16 protein-coding genes and 1 pseudogene are annotated in these 17997 nt (G+C 44.9%); 7 read left to right on the top strand and 10 right to left on the bottom strand.

Annotated elements, in window-relative coordinates:
* Positions 1–2: 2 nt before the first annotated feature.
* Positions 3–920 (bottom strand): aldo/keto reductase, encoded by a 918-nt coding sequence (locus C6Y45_RS02255; protein ID WP_107583401.1) that lies wholly within the window; start codon positions 918–920, stop codon positions 3–5.
* Between the two features lie 295 nt (positions 921–1215).
* Here C6Y45_RS02255 and C6Y45_RS02250 point away from each other — a divergent pair, with 295 nt between their 5' ends.
* The 3 genes from C6Y45_RS02250 (at position 1216) to C6Y45_RS02240 (ending at position 4241) form a co-directional block, all read left to right on the top strand.
* Complete coding sequence (locus C6Y45_RS02250) at positions 1216–1521, top strand: CC/Se motif family (seleno)protein (RefSeq protein WP_107583400.1); 306 nt, start codon at positions 1216–1218, stop codon at positions 1519–1521.
* 346 nt (positions 1522–1867) lie between these two features.
* Entirely contained in the window at positions 1868–3094 is a 1227-nt protein-coding gene (locus C6Y45_RS02245) for a DNA polymerase IV (protein WP_107583399.1), read from the top strand.
* 184 nt (positions 3095–3278) lie between these two features.
* Complete coding sequence (locus C6Y45_RS02240) at positions 3279–4241, top strand: acetamidase/formamidase family protein (protein WP_107583398.1); 963 nt, start codon at positions 3279–3281, stop codon at positions 4239–4241.
* 264 nt (positions 4242–4505) lie between these two features.
* Here C6Y45_RS02240 and C6Y45_RS02235 read toward each other — a convergent pair whose 3' ends face one another.
* Together C6Y45_RS02235 and C6Y45_RS02230 are read right to left on the bottom strand one after the other, a co-directional pair.
* Positions 4506–6299, bottom strand: coding sequence for an alpha/beta hydrolase family protein (locus C6Y45_RS02235; protein WP_107583397.1), 1794 nt, complete (start codon positions 6297–6299; stop codon positions 4506–4508).
* On the bottom strand, positions 6296–7306 hold the full coding sequence (locus C6Y45_RS02230) for a zinc-binding dehydrogenase (RefSeq protein ID WP_107583396.1): 1011 nt from the start codon (positions 7304–7306) through the stop codon (positions 6296–6298). Before C6Y45_RS02230 ends, C6Y45_RS02235 begins: the two co-directional genes overlap by 4 nt.
* Positions 7307–7431: 125 nt before the next feature.
* Between C6Y45_RS02230 and C6Y45_RS02225 the strand changes: the two genes are divergently transcribed.
* The 3 genes from C6Y45_RS02225 (at position 7432) to C6Y45_RS02215 (ending at position 9084) form a co-directional block, all read left to right on the top strand.
* Positions 7432–7731 carry a hypothetical protein gene (locus C6Y45_RS02225; protein WP_107583395.1) on the top strand — a complete coding sequence of 100 codons (300 nt, stop codon included), beginning with the start codon at positions 7432–7434 and terminating at the stop codon, positions 7729–7731.
* Positions 7732–7744: 13 nt separating this feature from the next.
* Positions 7745–8233 (top strand): DUF456 domain-containing protein, encoded by a 489-nt coding sequence (locus C6Y45_RS02220; protein ID WP_107583394.1) that lies wholly within the window; start codon positions 7745–7747, stop codon positions 8231–8233.
* A gap of 140 nt (positions 8234–8373) precedes the next feature.
* Positions 8374–9084 (top strand): hypothetical protein, encoded by a 711-nt coding sequence (locus C6Y45_RS02215; protein WP_107583393.1) that lies wholly within the window; start codon positions 8374–8376, stop codon positions 9082–9084.
* Between the two features lie 363 nt (positions 9085–9447).
* On the opposite strand, the gene C6Y45_RS02210 is transcribed toward C6Y45_RS02215, so the two are convergent.
* From C6Y45_RS02210 to C6Y45_RS02200, 4 genes and pseudogenes are all read right to left on the bottom strand, one after another.
* Positions 9448–11703, bottom strand: coding sequence for an alpha/beta hydrolase family protein (locus tag C6Y45_RS02210; protein ID WP_107583392.1), 2256 nt, complete (start codon positions 11701–11703; stop codon positions 9448–9450).
* 21 nt (positions 11704–11724) lie between these two features.
* Complete coding sequence (locus C6Y45_RS17275; RefSeq protein ID WP_160058080.1) at positions 11725–11889, bottom strand: hypothetical protein; 165 nt, start codon at positions 11887–11889, stop codon at positions 11725–11727.
* Positions 11886–12284 (bottom strand): annotated as a pseudogene (locus C6Y45_RS18165) (peptide-methionine (S)-S-oxide reductase); the annotation flags it as partial. The pseudogene C6Y45_RS18165 and the gene C6Y45_RS17275, both read right to left, overlap by 4 nt.
* A 212-nt stretch (positions 12285–12496) precedes the next feature.
* Positions 12497–14143 (bottom strand): glutathione ABC transporter substrate-binding protein, encoded by a 1647-nt coding sequence (locus C6Y45_RS02200; RefSeq protein WP_107583502.1) that lies wholly within the window; start codon positions 14141–14143, stop codon positions 12497–12499.
* Between the two features lie 343 nt (positions 14144–14486).
* On the opposite strand from C6Y45_RS02200, the gene C6Y45_RS02195 reads away from it, so the two are divergent.
* The gene (locus C6Y45_RS02195; RefSeq protein WP_107583391.1) at positions 14487–15548 is read left to right on the top strand and encodes a DUF3900 domain-containing protein; all 1062 of its coding nucleotides are present in this window, start codon (positions 14487–14489) and stop codon (positions 15546–15548) included.
* Positions 15549–15704: 156 nt separating this feature from the next.
* Here C6Y45_RS02195 and trhO read toward each other — a convergent pair whose 3' ends face one another.
* From trhO to queD, 3 genes are all read right to left on the bottom strand, one after another.
* Positions 15705–16679, bottom strand: a complete 975-nt coding sequence (gene trhO, locus C6Y45_RS02190) for an oxygen-dependent tRNA uridine(34) hydroxylase TrhO (RefSeq protein ID WP_107583390.1) — start codon at positions 16677–16679, stop codon at positions 15705–15707.
* Positions 16680–16788: 109 nt separating this feature from the next.
* A complete protein-coding gene (gene queE / locus C6Y45_RS02185) occupies positions 16789–17523 on the bottom strand; it encodes a 7-carboxy-7-deazaguanine synthase QueE (RefSeq protein WP_107583389.1) in 735 nt (244 codons plus the stop codon).
* Positions 17516–17995 (bottom strand): 6-carboxytetrahydropterin synthase QueD, encoded by a 480-nt coding sequence (queD, locus tag C6Y45_RS02180; protein ID WP_107583388.1) that lies wholly within the window; start codon positions 17993–17995, stop codon positions 17516–17518. Before queD ends, queE begins: the two co-directional genes overlap by 8 nt.
* Positions 17996–17997: the final 2 nt, after the last annotated feature.

Below are 17997 nucleotides of genomic sequence, written 5' to 3'. Positions count from 1 at the left end.
TATTATGGAAGATTATTTCCTGCAGCCCGGTACAGACTGTACCATTCCTGACGGCTCAGGCTGACATTGGATGCTTGTGAAATTTTCTTCAGTCTATTAATGTTCATCGTTCCGACCACCGGCTGAATACTCATTGGAAGTCGGAGAAGCCACGCCGCAGCGAGAGCTTCAACCGAAACTTGTTTTACTTCGGCCATTTCGTTAAGCTTCTCGTTAATATCAGGAAATTTCCCGTTTCCCAGGAACGAGCCTTCAATCATTCCATGCTGGAAGGGCGACCAGGCTTGAAGCGTCATATTGTTTCTGCGCATATATTCAATCGTTTGACCGTCCCGGTTTACTGCTTCTCTTCCGGCCATGTTTACGTTAAAACCGTGGTCAATCATAGGAGTATGCACGAGGCTCAGCTGCATTTGATTGATGATCAGATCTTCTTCGAGGCATGTACTCAGCAGTTCTATCTGCGCAGGATTGTGATTGCTGATCCCAAAATGTTTTACTTTCCCTGAGGCTTTCAGTTTCCGGAAGGCTGCCGCTGTTTCTTCCGGTTCCATCAATACATCCGGCCGATGCAGAAGCAGCACGTCCAGATAGTCAGTCCCAAGCCTTTGAAGGCTGCTTTCGGCAGATTGTATAATGTGCTGCTCTGAAAAATCATAAAAACCTTCTCTGATACCGCATTTGCTTTGAATAATTATTTTATCACGGATGGATGAACGCAGATTCACAGCTTTTCCGAACACCTCCTCTGACCGGCCTTTTCCATAAATGTCTGCATGATCAAATAAATTGATTCCAAGTTCCAACGCATTTTTCACAACGGCTTCTGCTTCATTCAGGCTGAGCCGGCTCATCCTCATACATCCGAGGGCGATTTCTCCAGTTTGAATAGTTGACCTGCCTAATGTTGTTTTTTTCATAATTTTTTCACTCCTTTATGACTGTTAATCTCTGATCCGCACGACGAGCGCATTCCCGGCACATTGGGATAAAATTGAAAATTACTTTTTTATCCACTTAAAAGAACCTTATATCTATTGACCGCAGACTATTTTTAGGTACTTAGATTCATTTACGTGTAAAGGATTTCAGTTTAAATTTGGTGAAGAAGAACTTGATTCGTCTTGTTTTTCCGTTGACATCGAGCTGGACGAACAGGGTCCGCCTTTTTCTTTTCAGCTCTACTATATTTATTGAATTTGGAGGGATGAGCACATGGATATCCGTATGAGCAACCGTACACGTCAATGGCTGCACAAGCAAGGTGGTACAGTAGTAATAGACCCTTTCGTTTTTCCGGGGCTTATTAAGAATAAGCGAATTCTGATCGACCATGATATTTCACTGGGGGAACCGGAAAACAAAGAAAATTATAAACGCATCGATGTCGATGGAGCAGTCATTTATGTGAATAACAGGCTCCATGTGAAGCAGGCTCTGGATCTATCCGTCGGAGGACGGGCTCCATTTGAGCAGCTGCAGGTTAAAGGCGTAAGGCGTTTTTTCACCGAGAATGTGTAATAATCAAAAATTTTCCAAGTGCGTTTCCGAGTAAAACTCTCTGTAAACGTGTCCACACTAATTACCGAATGCTCTCACGGCTGAAACTATCGTGAGAGCTTTTTTTGTTTAAAACAGTTTCTCCTGTAACTTTCCAAGCTGACAGCTTTCCCTCCTATAACAGAAAAGATAATCCCCAATCAGCACCGGAATAAGAACAAGTGTTCTTGACCCTTTTAATCCTCTCCGCTATTATAAAAGAAGCCTTTATTAAATTATCAGCGGTGTTAAAGCCGGACCCTGTTTTTGAAAGTTACTGCATCTGCTGAGAAATACTACGAACATTACCGGAAAGAAGGTGGCGGCAGTGGAAAAGATTATTTTTTTAGTGGACATGCAGTCCTTTTTCGTATCCGTCGAACAGCAGCTGCACGGATATTCCCCTTCCACCCCTCTCGTTGTATCCGGGGATCCTTCACGCCCGTCCGGAGTTATTCTTGCCGCATGTCCTCTTGCAAAAAGAGCAGGAGTGAAAAATGGGGAAAGACTCCGGGAGGCCCGAATGAAATGTCCGCATCTCACAGTTACTCCTCCCCACATGGAAGATTACCTGAATTACTCCATTCAGATCACGCGTTTTCTTGAAACGTTTACTGAGCTGGTGGAACCCTACAGTATTGATGAACAGTTCATGGACGTCACGGGTTCTATGCATCTGTTCGGTGATGTCTGGGAAACTGCACAAAAAGTACAGGAGCTGATTGATAAAGAACTGGGTATCCGGGCACGTCTTGGCATTGGCACCAATAAAGTTCTTGCCAAAATGGCATGTGATCTTTTTGCCAAAAAAAATGCCAATGGTGTTGATGCTTTAACTCTGAATCAGCTCTCTGATAAACTTTGGCCGCTTCCAATTGAGGATTTATTCCGGTGTGGCCGGAAAATGAGCATCCATCTCCGGGCAAGGGGAATCCAGACTATAGGAGATTTTGCTGCCATGGACGCAGAAGCCGTTCGAAAAGAATGGGGTGTCCACGGGCAGGTGCTTTGGATGAATGCCCGTGGAGTTGACTACTCTCCCGTTTCCACCGAAACACTAGAAGGTCGTAAAGCTATCGGAAGCGGAATGACCCTGCCTTTCGACTATATTCATAAGCAGGATCTTCATACCGTCCTTCTCGAACTGTGCGAAGAAATATGCCGGCGGGCACGAAAACTCCATCTGGCAGGAAAAACAATCTCTGTAGCTTTCAGCGGAAAGAACGGAAGCTTTCACAGATCCAGCACCCGAGACGAGGCAACAAGCATAACAATGGAAGTATTTGAAACAGCAGCCGGCATCGTCCAGAATCAGTGGAAGCATCATCCCGTCCGCCGTGTTCATGTCTCACTCTCATCACTTACTCCTGATGATACCCTGCAGCTGAGTCTTCTTGAAGATGTTAACGAAAAAAGCAGTCGTCACCAGATTGGCTATACTATGGATAAATTGAAGGAAAAGTATGGTGCAACTGCAGTAATCCGGGCCTCCTCCCTTCTTAAATCGGGCCAGGCAGAGGAAAGAGCCTCCCGTATTGGCGGGCATTACAAATAATTCTCTGTCTTTTTAAGCAAAGCTGTGGCATCATCTTAGAAAACGTTCTTTTTTGTCGCCCCTGTTTTGAAACCTGGTTGTTCAACGGTTCCTAAAAAATACTTTTCCTCCGCAGGCGGCTGTTTCAGTCCTGCTGGATATCACAAAAAGACGAACAAAGAATTTAATCAAAGGATGATGCTCAATGACAACCCACGTTCTTCCTCTGCAGTCCATAAATCTCCGGGGCTCTTTCAGCTCCACCTATACACCAGCGGCAGTTATTGACTCCGGGGATACGCTGAAAACCACTACTCCTGATATAGAATGGGGATACAGCAGAAAAGAAGGTGAACCATACCAAACCTATCACCCCGCATCAGAGGAATCTGATCCAAAGCACCCCGTCATAGGACCCGTATACATTAAAGAAGCTGAACCCGGTATGACAGTGGAAATTCATATAAAACGACTTGTTCCCGGATGGTACGGCCGCAACTGGGCCGGCGGGGCCTTTAACTGGCAGAATGAAGCTATGCACCTTACCGGCAGTGAACGTATTCAAGTGGACTGGTTGCTGGACAGAAACTGCAATACAGCCTCTGCTTCGTTTGGAAACAGCAGATATACTATCCCTCTCCGGCCGTTTTTAGGGCTGATCGGGCTCCAGCCTTCAGGGAATACCCTATATCCTACACCACCGCCGTACTTTACAGGCGGAAACATTGACTGCAGGCAGTTAACAGAAGGTTCCCGCCTCTTTCTTCCTGTCGCCGTAAGCGGAGGGGCTCTTTACTTAGGGGACGGGCATGCAGCACAGGGAGATGGCGAAGTAAGCGGTACAGCAGTGGAATGTCCCATGGATGAGGTGGAAGTCGAAGTAACACTCCATAAAAACATGGAAATCACTCAACCTTATGCAGAAACTGCATCCGGGCTCCTTACTTTTGGATTTGATAAGGATTTGAATACTGCTGCTTCCAGTGCTCTCGGAGATCTTATTGAAAAAATCTCCAGACGGTACGGATTAAAACCTCAGGAAGCTGCAGCACTGGCCAGCGCTGCAGCAGACCTTCATATTACGCAGGTAGTTAACGGGGTGAAAGGTGTCCATGCAATCCTTCCCCATCATTTAATTACGACAAAGCTGCAGGAGGGAAACAGATGACTTCCAAATACCACTGCTGTGCAACCTGCCGGCATTTTGCCGCCGAAAAAACAGCGGAAGGAATGCAGTACAATTGCATACGTCTCGGCTATACTACGCGGCCGGAATATCAGTTTAACTGTTGGGAACCCCGCGATGATATTCTAAGAAAAATGAATAAGACTGACTAACCTTCCCCGTTAATTCAAGAACCGGTGCTCCCCAGTGAGCACCGGTTCTACATGCGGGAATAACCAGCAGCACTAATTAATCTTTTAAAGAAAGTTACCCTTTGAACTGATGAGATTCCAAAAAGCGGAGCATCGTTTTATAAACATTCACTTCATTTTCCTTTTTGGAGAATCCATGCCCTTCGTCTTCGAGAACAAGATACTCCACCTCTGTCCCCTGTTTTTGAAGAGCTTCGACGATTTGGTCGGATTCTTTTTTCACTACCCGGGGATCATTTGCCCCCTGTATAACGAGCATCGGCTTTCTCATCGACGAAAGATAAGTAATGGGCGAGTCCTTTTTGAGACGTTCCCTGTCCTTTTCCGGATCTCCCAGCCAGCGCTCCATGATCGGCCTCCAGTGATCAGGCACTGATTTAATGAAAGTAAACAAATTGGAAACGCCAAAAATATCTACTACAGCCCGGAACCGCTCTCCATGGCGGCCTGCGAGAAGCAGAGCCATATATCCCCCGTAGCTTCCTCCTACAAGAAAAAGTTTCTCCGGTGCACAGCGCCCTGTTTCGAAAAGCCAGTCGATTCCTGCCAGGCAGTCCAGACGGGGTCCTTCTCCCCAATCCTGCTCGACCAGCTTCGTGAAGGTAGCACCATAGCCTGTACTCCCCCGGAAATTGGGAGCAAACACAGCATACCCTTCATTCAAAAAGCTTTGAAACATCGCCCGGAACTGCTTGCGTTCTGCTGCCTGCGGGCCTCCGTGCGGCCAGAAAATGACATGGTCGTTCTTTTTATTCGGATCCGGCTGGAACCAGAGTGATTCTATCATTTTCCCATCAAAAGTTTCATAGGAAATAACTTCCGGACAAATCATCTCCTTTTTAGGTACACCCGGTACTCTGTTTTCCGTTAAACGTTTCCAGTCTCCGTTTATTAATCTGTAAATATTAAACGGTTCATCTGCTCCCATTCCAAGTATATAAACATTCCCGCTTTTGGAAACAGAAAACTGACTGATTTCAGAGGCCGGTGCTTCAAGATTTTGAAGACTTCCAGTCACAGGATCCCAGCTGTACATATGATCTTCCACTCCCCGAGAAGTCAAAATATACAAAAATCCCTTCTCTTTAACCCACTTAATACTTTCCACGTTTTCCGCCTCAAAGTTTAAAACTTTTCGTTTTTTTCCGCTTTCAAGATTCACTTCAGCTATGTAGCTGTACTCCGCTCCCTCATTGGAAACTAAATACAGCTCCGAGTCCGATTTAAAAGCAGCCTCCCCAATAGTATGAGGTGTATCCGGGTCACTGCTTAAAGACTGCCATTTTCCTTCCTCATCAATACAGTATCCCGGCATATGTGTATTGGCACGAAGTTCGCTGACGATCACTTTTCTGCCATCCGGACTTACAGCAGTCATAAAAGTTGCACCCCTGCTTCCTTCATACAACTTTTTGGATTCTCCTGTATGAATGTTGAACTGAAACCCGTTCAGGAAACTTGAATTACCTCTGCTGGTGGCAAAATAAACGGTCCCGTCGTCCCGGAGCTCCTGAAAAATGTGCTTTTCTTTTGCGCCAGCCTGAAAAAGAGCGCTGGGAAGACCACCTTCAGGGGGAAGAACCTGCATCTGATAGTTTTCATTTCCATCTTTATCAAGTGCCGTAAGAATGTATTTCTGGTTCTTATCTTCTTTAATAAACTGAGAGGAATTATTTGTTTCCGCGAATAAATAAGGGAATCCGTCAGGCAGATCGCGGGCCCAGATATTCATTCTGCCATTCAAGTTTGTCGAGAAAAGCAGTCTGCTCTCATCTTCGGAAACAGTAAAATGCTGAATTGTATAAGTCTGAAAAAACTGTTCCACCTTAGTCTCTGGGAACGAAATCATACTTCTTCCCCTTTCTCCCCGCTGACTCTCAGAGCAACTTTTCCAAATTGTACACCCTTTTCAAGGTATTTCAGAGCTTCCTCCGCTTTATCAATAGAAAAAACTCTGTCTACTACGGGATGAATATTATGCTTACTGACAAAAGCAAGCATTGCCCGGTATTCTTCATGACTCCCCATCGTACTGCCCAAAAGATTGTACTGACCATAGAAAAAATCACGCAGGTTCAGTTTAACCTCGTCACCTGCTGAAGCTCCAAAGATCACCAGACTGCCACCTTTTTTAAGTTGTTTTAACGATTTATGGAAAGTGGCAGCTCCAACCGTTTCCACTACTACATCGACTTTTTCACCTTCCAGCTGTTCCTCCCAGTCACCAGAGCTTTCTATAGCTGCATCAGCTCCAAGCTCAAGGGCTTTTTTTCTTTTGTCTTCCGACCGGGAAGTGACGATAACTCTTGCCCCTGTTTTTTTAGCACACTGTACCATAAAGGTTACGGCTCCGCTGCCTGCTCCAGGGAGGAGAACTGTAGAGCCGCTCTGCAGATCAGCTCTCGTAAAAAGGGCACGGTAGGCTGTGAGTCCGGAAAGGGAAAGAACCCCCGCTTCCTCCCAGGAAAGATGGGGCGGCTTTGGCTCCACAACCGCCGCAGGAACGACAACGTGTTCTGCAAATGTCCCATGATCCGGAAAACCTACAATCTGGAATCCTTCCGGCGGACTTTCGCTCTCTTCTTCCCAGCCAAGTCCGGGATTAATAATAACCTCATCACCTTCCTGCACATTTTTCACATCTTCCCCGGCTTCTTCCACTATGCCGGCAGCATCCGATCCAATAATTAATGGAGAGTTGTCTGTATGACGGTGAAGAACAAAAAGGTCTCTATGATTCAGTCCGGCTGTGACGACCTTTATTTTCACTTCACCCGGTCCCGGTCTGCGTATATCCATTTCTTCAATCTTAGTTCCTTCAATTCCTTGTTTTCCTGCGTGTGTGTATGCTTTCATAATAAAGTTATTCTCCTTTCCTGTAGCCGGGTACTTAAAGCGGATAATTTTTATTGGTTCCGTTTTCCATTATACTATAGTTAGTTCTTTCTATCATTTCCTCAAGAGGGAAAGGGGTTATCAATTTGAAACTTTCGCCTGAAGATCTTCCCCGGGAAGAGCAGGAAGTATGGAAAACGCTCCGCTCCCTGCCTCTCTCCGAAAAAAAGACACTGTGGCGGCTGATTCAGCTCTCCAATAAAGACCACTTATGCTGCACGTACATAAGGACATCAGCAATGCTCCGCCTTGAAGAAAAAGGACTTATAATAAAAAACAGTGTCTACCGGGGCAGGCAAGGGTACAGTTATTATATAATGAGGAATGCACCTCATCTGATGAAAAAACTTCAGGCAGCCGCCGGATCACTGCCGGATCTGCCGTAAGGAGCGTAATGGAATGGAAGTATTAGTCTGGACTATCATCGCAGCTTTATTTGTACTAAGTTTTATCGGTCTTCTTTATCCAATCATACCTTCTGTACTGCTTATTTGGGCTGCTGTCATACTTTATGCCGTCCTCATCGACGGAGGAGCGGTCAGCTGGTGGATGTGGTCCTCTCTCGTTCTGCTGACACTGGTTCTGTTTGTTACAGATTATGCCGCCAGTATGTTCTTCGTTAAAAAGTACGGATCCTCCCGGCACGGAACAACAGCAGCTACTGTAGGACTTATTGCAGGAATGTTCATCATCCCTCCATTCGGTATTTTTATTGTTCCGTTTCTGCTCGTTCTCATGACGGAGCTAGCTCAGAAAAAACCATTAAAAGAGTCTGCAAAGGCCGCAGTCGGAACACTCTTTGGATTTCTTGCAGGTTCCTTCGCCAAAGGACTGCTTCAGGGAGTGCTGATCGCTCTCTTTATGGCCGATGTACTTATATTTGTTTAATTATGTTAACGTGTGTTTTCACTGCTGGAGGGATCATTGTTTCAACCCACCACGTGGAAGAAGCTGAAGGCACCTTTTTATCAGCATGAAAGCTTGAACTGGGTCATTTGTTTAACTATTAACTGGAGGATGAAGCATAAATGGAAAGTAATGTACACCGACACTTGAAGCATCAGGGCGTGCTGTGGCTGAAAAGTAAAATGACGGATTTGTGTGCTGCTGAAGTAAAACTTTATATGCAGCGCAGAAAACGTACTGCCGATGCAGTGGGGATCAATATAAAAAGGAAAGAGTCCCGCATTATTGAAGTAAAAGCAACACGGGAGGATTTTCTTCGCGATGAAGTGCTTCAGGGGGATTACGGCTACATAGCCGCAGCTCATTATGCTTATATCCTCACACCTGAAGGACTTTTATCCAAAGAAGAAATCCCCGCCGGGTACGGCCTGCTGGAAGCTGATGATTATGACCGGATTAAAGTAGTGAAAAAACCGGTTAAAAACTCGAAGCCGAGTCTGAAACTTGAAACACTCATTAAGCGTACAGGGCGGGCCGCTACAAATGCTTACCTTTTCCAGGAGGAATCGAGGCTTTCCAAAGATGAAACGGATGGTGCTTTCAAACAGCAGCCGGTCGCACACCTGCTCCGGCTCACCTGCCCTTCATGTAAAAAAAGGAGGCCCTACATCACCCGTCCGGAAGAAGAAATGATGCTGTGCAGGAGCCGAGGATGCGGCACGCGCATTGAAATTAAAAAAGCCCGGCCGTTCCGCACAGCCTCCTACAACCAAAAATTTTTAAACGACCTTCTGCACGCAGCAGAAACAGTTGGGAAGTACGAAAAAAACTGAAGGAAAGTCATCCAGTATTCTGCTAACGAATAAGTGCCGGAGATAGATCCCCCATGACAGAAGAACTTTACCAACGGCGTAATTTAATCAGCAAGAAAAAAAGAAGGAGAACAGTTTATGTCCTCCTTCTTTTCAGAGTGTTGATTAAGTGTTTTTTGCGTGTATAGATAGACACTGCCCTGAAAATCCGCTTTTAAAAGCCGTTTTCGATAAAGAGATAGTTTCCCTTCCGAAGCTTCCCCGTCCGGAAAGCTTTAAAGGAGGCAGAAGTAAAGAATCGTTTATCTATGCATAAAAAAGCACCTTCCAATATATTTCTTCCTTAATTCAGTGCCCCCTTACAGGAATGAACGGCTTTCGTAATTATTCGTTCCTGAAAAAACCAATGTCATCTATGACTATATTTCCCGGCCCATCATAAAATTCCCATGTTATACGCTCAAGGTTTTGAAGTTCCATCTCTTCTGTGAAATTGTCTGTTTGAAACATATAAGTTTGAAAAGCCGGTTCAATAGCTTCTTCATATTTTCCTTCCCGGAAATGGTCTTCAAGAAAAGGATAGCGGGAATACTGCGTCCAGATAGAGGAAGGTATATTGTAAAGATCATCCACTGATATCAGTGTTTCTGTCCCATCTGTAAAAACAAACCGGATGTCAGCAGCCGGGGACGTGTCCCCCCTCACCTCTCCATCGAATTCCCGGTCCATTTGAGCCATCGAAAAGGAAAAAGCTGCTTCATTCCCTTCAAAGTATTCATTTCGAAATTCATCCGGCAGCAGAAGGGAATATTCTCCATCTACCCCCCATTCCAACTGCACCCCATCCGGTGCTTTTCTGCTTCCTGCTCTATCGAGTGTGGATACTTTGTGCCACTCTGTAAAACTTTCCCCTTCAGCCCTTATTCCTTCAGGAAACATTGTTCTGTCGTTCTCCCTGTTAAAACTGACTAAAGGTTCGTAGGAGGAATCAAGGTAGCGTGTCACATACTTTGTTTCCGGCAGCCAGCTGCTTCCATACCTTACATCCTGGAAAAGCGGCACATAGTCTTCTTCCCCTCGTATCACTGCTTCAAAAAAAGCTGTCAAATAAACTTTTGTAAGCTTTTGCTGCTCTTCCGGCTCCAGCATCTGTTCCCGGCTCAGGAAAAGCCCCCCGGGTAATCGCATGTCTGCTCTGCCCCAGTCTGTATTAAACTGACTATGGTTGGCTTCCGCAATGTATACAGCTGATTTTAACAATGATTCTTCACCGCTGAATGTAATCCGGCTGTACTGTCTGTCGCCCCGAAAATTGTGAACATCGCCATCTCTTGCCCCGTGAAGTGTCAAATAGTTAATATCCTCCGGGGCAGGACGCGTTTCATCCACTTCCTGATCGGTCGGAGCAAGCCCGACTACTGTTTGTATTTCCAGATTTTCCATACCATCCAGTGTCGAATCTTCTTCAAAAAAGCGTTCATAATCTGCTGCCATCGCCGCGGCCTGCCCCCCTCTGGAATGACCAACAAGAGCAATTTCGTTTATATCAAGTTTATTCTCCAGCAGATGACCTTCCGTCTCCTGCATCACTTGGAGTTCAAGCAGATGCTGCATATAAAGCCATGTCCGGAGCTTCATATCTTCATTTGGGCTTCCGGTCCAATTGGAGAAATTCACGAAATTCTGATCCAAAGAAATGGCGGCATAGCCATGCGAAGCAAGGTGCTCTCCCAAATATCCATACCCTGCATCAGAAAAATTTTCCATCCGGTGATTACCATGCGCTATCAAAACTACAGGGAAAGGACCTTCCCCTTCCGGAAGCCACATTTCACCATTCAGCGGAAAAGCTGATTCATCGAATCCCCAAAAGCGGGTACGCCAGGGCTCCCATTCTTCATCATCGAAATATGCAGAAGCATCTACGGTAGAAGAAACAATATCTGTCCCTTCCCCAAAATGATCTCTATGACGGTCCTGACCGTTTCCGTAATACAGTTTTTGAACTTCATAAATTCCTGGTTCACCTGGATCAGTGATATCAGAAAAGTTTGTTTCTTCTATATCAGCAAAAGAAGACTCAGGTTCATGATGCTCTATGGTTGGGTGGTATGTAAAAATAAACACAAACCAGGCTGCAGGTATGAGGCTGTAAATCAGCTTCAGACCCACCCTTATTCTCCCCCTCCACAGCTGAATCAGCCCTCCGAGCATATAAGCACTGATTAGGAAAACACCTGTCATGATAATTGTAAAATAAGCTCCGAGATTGGCTTCCTCCTGTATGTAATAAGCAAGATAGGCAGTATATGCCGAGGCACTGAGTAGAAGCCTGGGGAGAGGGAAGTACAGGAAGGAAAGCAGGACTGCTCCTCCTGCGGCAATTCCCGCAAAAGCTCCCGTATTGGCAGACAAATACATGAACATATCCATCCCCCGCCCAAGACCGGTCGGAGTAGCAAGAGCACCAATAGCTGCTGCAACAGTACTTGCTAAAAACATTGCAAGCAGTACCCCTTCCAATCCTTTATCCCAATAAAATGCGTTCTTTATACGCTTTACTCCCCAGAAACGAATCCGGCCCGCAACTCCTTCTTTTTTCCGTTTCGGTATTTCCTCCAGGGGATCTTCAAAATCCATATACACAGCTCCTTATTCAGGCTACCACCTTATTTGATTAATGAGAGATTCGAGTCCGGGCTCGTGTCTCCTCTTCTCCTCTTCTTTAACTATGGACATAGATAAATATCCGGCCGCAACGGCGTTCATACGGGCGGCTAGCCATGATTCCACAAATTTTTCCTCTTTGTCATAGTACTCGATCATAGGTTCTGCTGCGCGGGGAAACCTCCGAAGATAATACTTTGATGGTAGTTTTCTGCTTTTGTAAAATGCCGGTAAGGAAGAACACTTGTGGAAAGCTTTCTTCCCCTTTTTACTTCCCATTCTTTTTTCTTCTTTTCAGCAGTTACTCGTTCTGCTTCTGTTCTGAAAAGGACAAGAGACCTGTACTGCTTTCCACGGTATCCGTGAAAGCCAGCGTTATGCCCCTCAAAAAAATAGTCCAGAAGTTCTTCGTAGTTGATTTCATCACTTTCATAAGTGATTTCAAGACATTCTGTATGATCTCCGATAGAACGGTACGTCGGAGATACAGACGTGCCGCCGGCATACCCGACTGCCGTTCGTACAATCTGGGGGAGACGCCCGAACCGGGCATCTGGACCCCAGAATCATCCCATACCGAATACAGCGGTTTTTAATTTATCCATATTTCATTCCTCCCGTTGAGCTTTTCTATAGGATCTATTTTAGCATCATTTCCCTGTCCTGTCCCGACTGTTGATACTTCATACTTTTCTTCTTCCGCCGAAACTCCAGCAAAAAAACTGCCCGGTACAGACAACTTGTCTGCCGGGCAGTTTCATGACCTTTACTGTTCTATTTCTACGTCCTGCAGCTGATAAAGACCGGAGCCATCGGCCCAGAACCCGGAAATTTCATCACGGTATCCCATAATGTGATCCGGGTGGTACAAGAAAGAAGCCGGTGCCATTTCGTTCAGATGGTTGACTGCTTCCTCGTACAATTCTACGCGTGCTTCTTCGTCTTCTTCAATACGTGCTTCATGAATAAGCTGATCGTATTCCTCATCTTCAAAGAAGAAACGGTTTCCTTCTCCTACACTGTCCGAATGAAATAATTCATGGAGCGGATAGTCAGCATCCATTGTCGGCAGACTCAGTCCCAGAATAAACATATCGTGCTGCCCTTCTGCTGTCGCATCAAGATAAGCTCCCCATTCCAAAACTTCTATGGAAACATCTATTCCAATTTGGGAAAGGTCAGCCTGAGCAAGTTCTGCAATGTCCATACGTTCCCGGCTGTCGTTTGTCCACAGAGTCGTTTCAAAACCATCCCCGTATCCTGCTTCATCAAGAAGTGCCTGTGCTTCTTCAAGATCCTGTTCCGAGGCCTCTACGTTATCAGAATACCCGAACTGTGTTTCATTGATCGGGCCGAGTGCAGGTGACCCCGTGCCTTCAAGGACCCCTTCCAGCATGTTTTCTTTGTTCAGCGCCAGGTTGACGGCACGTCGTACTCTTTCATCCCCAAAAGGTTCATTTTCTGCATTAAAGCCCATGTAAGTAATACTTGCTGCTTCTGTCTGGAATACATTTGTTCCTTCTGTTTCCTCAACACGAGACATATCACTCGGTGTCACAGGGTCGATAATATGCGCTGCGCCGGATTCCATTTCACCAATACGGGTCAAATCTTCCGGTACGACGTTGAATGTTACCGAATCAACGTTGACAGGATCTCCCCAGTAGTCTTCGTTTGCATTTAATACCACCCGGTCACCAGGATCCCAGGAATCAAATGTAAACATGCCGGATCCTACAGGTTCTTCATTAATAATATCCCCCGGCTGTCCATCCTCTTCCATGTTTGCGTAGTCTTCTTCAATCAGCGCAGGTGACACCATATTTGAAGGATACGTGGACAAGTGAGCAGGAAGGGCTGCAAATGGGTTTTCCAGATGGAATCTCACTGTATAATCATCAACAACTTCCACTTCCTCTATAACTTCAAACTGGCCAATACGAGGAGAAGCTATATCCGGATCAAGCAGACGTTCAATATTTGCCTGGACAACTTCTGCATTGAATTCTTCGCCATCAGTAAACGTTACATCCTCCCGAAGCTCAAACTCCCATACATCAGACTCCACTTCTTCCCAACTTTCAGCCAGATTTGGCTGGAGTTCGAAATCTTCATCAAATTGAGTAAGAGATTCGAAAATGTTGATCTGAACATTTCCGGACGGAACATCACTTGTAGTATGCGGGTCAAGAGAAGTAATATCTGATAGAGTAGCGATAATCAGATCATTTCCTTCCGCCAGTTCCTCAGCTTCTCCATCTCCTTCGTTATTTCCTTCGTTTTCCGCTGTGTTATTTTCAGGTGGTGCACCTTCATTTGCTGCTCCATTGTTGTCCGGCTCTCCCGCACAGGCTGTTGCAAAAATCAGTGATGCGGATACTATTCCAGCCTTAAAATATGTACTTTTTTTCATGTTTTCCATTCCTCCCAAAATTTTTTCGACAATATGTAACAAAAATTTCTCTCTTTCTCAAATCTACTACATTGTGAAATACAAGTAAAGAATATTTTTAGAATATTATATTTTTTTAAATCATTATTAATTTTCAATTATTACTATAAACTGGTGAAATATTGATATGTCAACCTATTTAATGGAAATGAAAGTTCTCTAATACAGAAATAATTGAATATATTCTGCGAGAAATTATATTCAAATAAGTTATGGTAAACTATTTAATAGAAAAGCCTTAGCATATTCAGCAAATTTCATATGAGCTCATTAAGCAAAGAGAAAACTAAAAGGAGTTATATTAATGCATGTTCAAATCAATTACGCTGCCTTTTTTCACATAAAAGACAGTGAAGGAACTGGAAAGACAGCGGAGCATCAATCTACGTTAACAGAGGAGGAATACGTGGACAGTGCTGTGGAAACATTTCTTCACGAAGAATTTAAGAAAATGTTTCTGCGGAAAGCGGAACGTCATCCTTCTTCCCAGAAATCAGCTACAAAGCTTGGAAGGTTTGTGGTAGAGCCGGGGTTCGAACTGGCTTCCAATCCTAATTACGGAATGCTTGAAAGGGTAAGACAGACGAATTCTTCAGAAGAATTTACAGCTGAAGCCGAAAAAGTTACTGATGCCTACGTGCATACCAGCGCTGCCAGAGGAGGCATTGTTATTATCGTTCAGGCTCATCTGCCTGACCTCTCCAGTCAGCCGTTTGTGCTGTTAACGAAATGCGACTTTGAAGATCACATAGTTACTCTTGGAGATGAAAAAAACCTCCTCCGCCAGGTGAACCGGGCGATTTCTACAAAAGGAATGAAAGCTGTACAGTTTCCTCACATGCCTCACGAAGGAATGGTGGAGCCTTGGGAGATTAAAATTCACCAGGCGTCGCATGCTCATTATTTTGAAGATTTTCTTGCTTATGTGGAATACCCTAAAACTAAGAAGGAAGCAGCCGCCCAGGAAGTTGTCCAGTCAGCTCAGGAATCAGTTCTTTCCGGTTTTGAAGAAGACAGTGAAGAAAGAATAGCTGAAGAAGAAGTTCTGGAAGCATGGGCCAACACCGAAGAAAGGACGCTTCAGGAACGCTGGGAGGAAGAACAGGTTAAAGAAGTGGCGCTGCCGATCCTGGAAAAAAACCCTGATGTAAAATTAAGGCTCAAACTGGACCATTTGAAAATTGATGCACTTTTGGAAGACTTCGGCCAAAATCTTCACATTGCACGTGTCGGTGAAAGATACGTTGTTTTACTGGAGGGAGAGTATTTTTCTTTTGATAAAGAAGCTTCACCGGTTGAATTTCTTCAGCCGGACAGTCTGGATAATATTACAGCAAGAATGAAAGCCCGGTATGAAGAAGAATAAATAAAGGTTCTTAGAGGTGCACCCTCAGCCGTATGAAGATTTACACTTGAGGAAGATCCTGCTTGAACGGACAACGTAATCTCCATAAACTAAAAAAACCACCCCTGTCTCTGGTGCCAGAGACAGGGGTGGTTTTATACAGAAGGTTAGAAGCGTTTACTTATGGGCAACACTTCTGTTTGCTTCGATTTTTTTCAGCTGATTTTCCACTTCTTCATTTGTCAGCTTATTCATTTCAATGTAGCGGTTTCTCGGGTGAACCCGGCACTCATGCGTACATCCTCCAAGATAAAATTGTTCGTTTTCTTCTGAAGTCAGAATCTGCTTGTTACAGTCCGGATTCGCACAGTTTATATAGCGTTCACAAGGCTCGCCGGTAAAGTGGTCACGGCCGACTATCACGTGTTCCTCCTGATTGACAGGAACACTGAGACGTTCATCAAAAACGTAGCACTGACCGTTCCAGAGTTTTCCCCGCACTTCCGGATCTTTTCCGTAGGTAACAATTCCTCCCTCAAGATGGTTGACCTTGTCAAACCCTTTTTCCACAAGCCACCCGGAGAACTTTTCACAGCGGATGCCGCCCGTACAGTACGTAAGAATTTCTTTATCTTCAAGCATCTCCCGATTTTTTTCCACCCATTCCGGAAGTTCACGGAAATAATCTATATCTGGCCGGATCGCTCCGTCAAAGTGTCCGATATCATATTCATACTTGTTTCTGGCATCCAGAACGATCGTATCCGGATCCTGAAGCTTTTCGTACCATTCTTTTGGACTCAAATAATTACCGGTCGTTTCCCTGGGATCAACATCTTCGTCGTTCAGGCGGAGGGTAACAAGTTCCGGACGCGGGCGGACGTGCATTTTTTTAAAAGTGTGCCCTTCCGCTTCATCAATTTTAAAAGTAATGTCCTGAAAGACCGGATCAGCCTTCATGTCCTCCATGTACTGCCGGGTCTGTTCGTACGTTCCGGATACGGTACCGTTAATGCCTTCAGAAGCAATAAGAATACGGCCTTTCAAGCCGATACTTTTGCAGTATTCCAGATGCTGCTGCGCTCTTTCTTCCGGGTCTTCAATATCTGTATACAAATAATAGAGTAATACGCGATATGCTGGTTTCTCCATCGGTCATATACCCCTTTCGTTCTTCATTTAAGTTGTTTACAAGTACGGAGGATATTATATCAGAATTTCATCTTTAAAAACAATAATTTATACATAGAGGGGTACTGTTTTAAACGCCCCGCGCGTTCCCCCAGACAAGTGTATGAAGCTGCGGAAGAACTCTGGCACGATTCATCGCAGAATCCTTCATCGTCCAGTCTACGAGACTTTCATAACGGCTGAGCAGTCTTGGGACGAGGTCTTCCCTGTTTTTATCTTCTCCGGTATCTTCGTTGCCCACCTGCAGATAAAAAGGAATATGAGGGTATCGTTGATGGACATTTTTTGCATAATCGAAATCCTCTTCATTGAAAATAACGACCTTCAGACTTACCTGCTGCGTTTTCCCGGCTTCCGTCAGACGATGTATAATATCGTCCAGGACCTGAAAATTCGTTTTCATCAGAGAGCTTGGAGGTTTAGGGGAAATAGTTAAATCGTCAATTTTTAAAAACCAGTCCTGCCAGAGACTTCCCTGGGTTTCAAGAGCAGCCTCGACTTCATTTGTGTGCAGAATATCGATAAATGCTCCCATATGCTTTAAAAGGGCCGGGTTCCCTCCTGAAATAGTCACGTGTGAAAAATTGCCTTCCGCTTCTTCGTTAAGGCGGTCCCAGATTTCATCCGGAGTAAGTTTTTTGATATCCTCTTTTGCAGAACCATCCCATGTAAAAGCAGAATCGCACCAGCTGCAGGAATAATCGCACCCTGCCGTGCGGACGAACATCGTTTTTTTTCCGATGACCATGCCTTCCCCCTGGAATGTAGGACCGAAAATTTCCAGTACAGGAAGCGTTTTATTCATCAGTCATCCACTCCCGCCGCATTTCAGCATAGCTCGTCGGAGTTTCGAATAATCGTACAAATTCCACCCGGAACTCCTGGCTTCCCTTTACATTCCGTTCCTGCAGCTCCTTTTCCATCTGATCAAACAGCCATACTACCATATTCTCTGCTGTTGTATTCATTGGAGGAAGCATCTCGTTTATATAGCGGTGATCCAGGTAAGTTTCTATTTTTTCTTTCCAAATATCCTTAATATCACCGAAATCAAGCATCATGCCTATTTCATCCACATATCCACTGATACCGAATACTGCACGGTACGTATGGCCGTGAAGATTTTTACACTTACCTTCGTATTCGTGGAGATGGTGCGCAGCGTCAAAAGTAAACTCTTTAGAAACCATGACACGCTTATTGTGATATTTTAAATCTTTTTTTTGAATGTCAGTACCAAGCTTTTGAAGCTTTTCAACAATACGGAACCCAAACATCG

It is taken from the genome of Alkalicoccus saliphilus (genome assembly GCF_003044065.1).
Classification (GTDB): domain Bacteria; phylum Bacillota; class Bacilli; order Bacillales; family Salisediminibacteriaceae; genus Alkalicoccus; species Alkalicoccus saliphilus.
The sequence above is the reverse complement of the archived record's forward strand: the minus strand, read 5'-3'. Positions and strand labels throughout refer to the sequence as shown.

Coding starts and splice junctions, on each gene's coding strand:
- trhO (WP_107583390.1), bottom strand. CDS start 16,679: ATGGAGAAACCAGCATATCGCGTATTACTCTATTATTTGTATACAGAT.
- C6Y45_RS02230 (WP_107583396.1), bottom strand. CDS start 7,306: ATGAAAGCATACACACACGCAGGAAAACAAGGAATTGAAGGAACTAAG.
- C6Y45_RS02235 (WP_107583397.1), bottom strand. CDS start 6,299: ATGATTTCGTTCCCAGAGACTAAGGTGGAACAGTTTTTTCAGACTTAT.
- queE (WP_107583389.1), bottom strand. CDS start 17,523: ATGAATAAAACGCTTCCTGTACTGGAAATTTTCGGTCCTACATTCCAG.
- C6Y45_RS02215 (WP_107583393.1), top strand. CDS start 8,374: ATGGAAAGTAATGTACACCGACACTTGAAGCATCAGGGCGTGCTGTGG.
- queD (WP_107583388.1), bottom strand. CDS start 17,995: ATGTTTGGGTTCCGTATTGTTGAAAAGCTTCAAAAGCTTGGTACTGAC.
- C6Y45_RS02240 (WP_107583398.1), top strand. CDS start 3,279: ATGACAACCCACGTTCTTCCTCTGCAGTCCATAAATCTCCGGGGCTCT.
- C6Y45_RS17275 (WP_160058080.1), bottom strand. CDS start 11,889: ATGATCGAGTACTATGACAAAGAGGAAAAATTTGTGGAATCATGGCTA.
- C6Y45_RS02220 (WP_107583394.1), top strand. CDS start 7,745: ATGGAAGTATTAGTCTGGACTATCATCGCAGCTTTATTTGTACTAAGT.
- C6Y45_RS02200 (WP_107583502.1), bottom strand. CDS start 14,143: ATGAAAAAAAGTACATATTTTAAGGCTGGAATAGTATCCGCATCACTG.
- C6Y45_RS02195 (WP_107583391.1), top strand. CDS start 14,487: ATGCATGTTCAAATCAATTACGCTGCCTTTTTTCACATAAAAGACAGT.
- C6Y45_RS02250 (WP_107583400.1), top strand. CDS start 1,216: ATGGATATCCGTATGAGCAACCGTACACGTCAATGGCTGCACAAGCAA.
- C6Y45_RS02255 (WP_107583401.1), bottom strand. CDS start 920: ATGAAAAAAACAACATTAGGCAGGTCAACTATTCAAACTGGAGAAATC.
- C6Y45_RS02210 (WP_107583392.1), bottom strand. CDS start 11,703: ATGGATTTTGAAGATCCCCTGGAGGAAATACCGAAACGGAAAAAAGAA.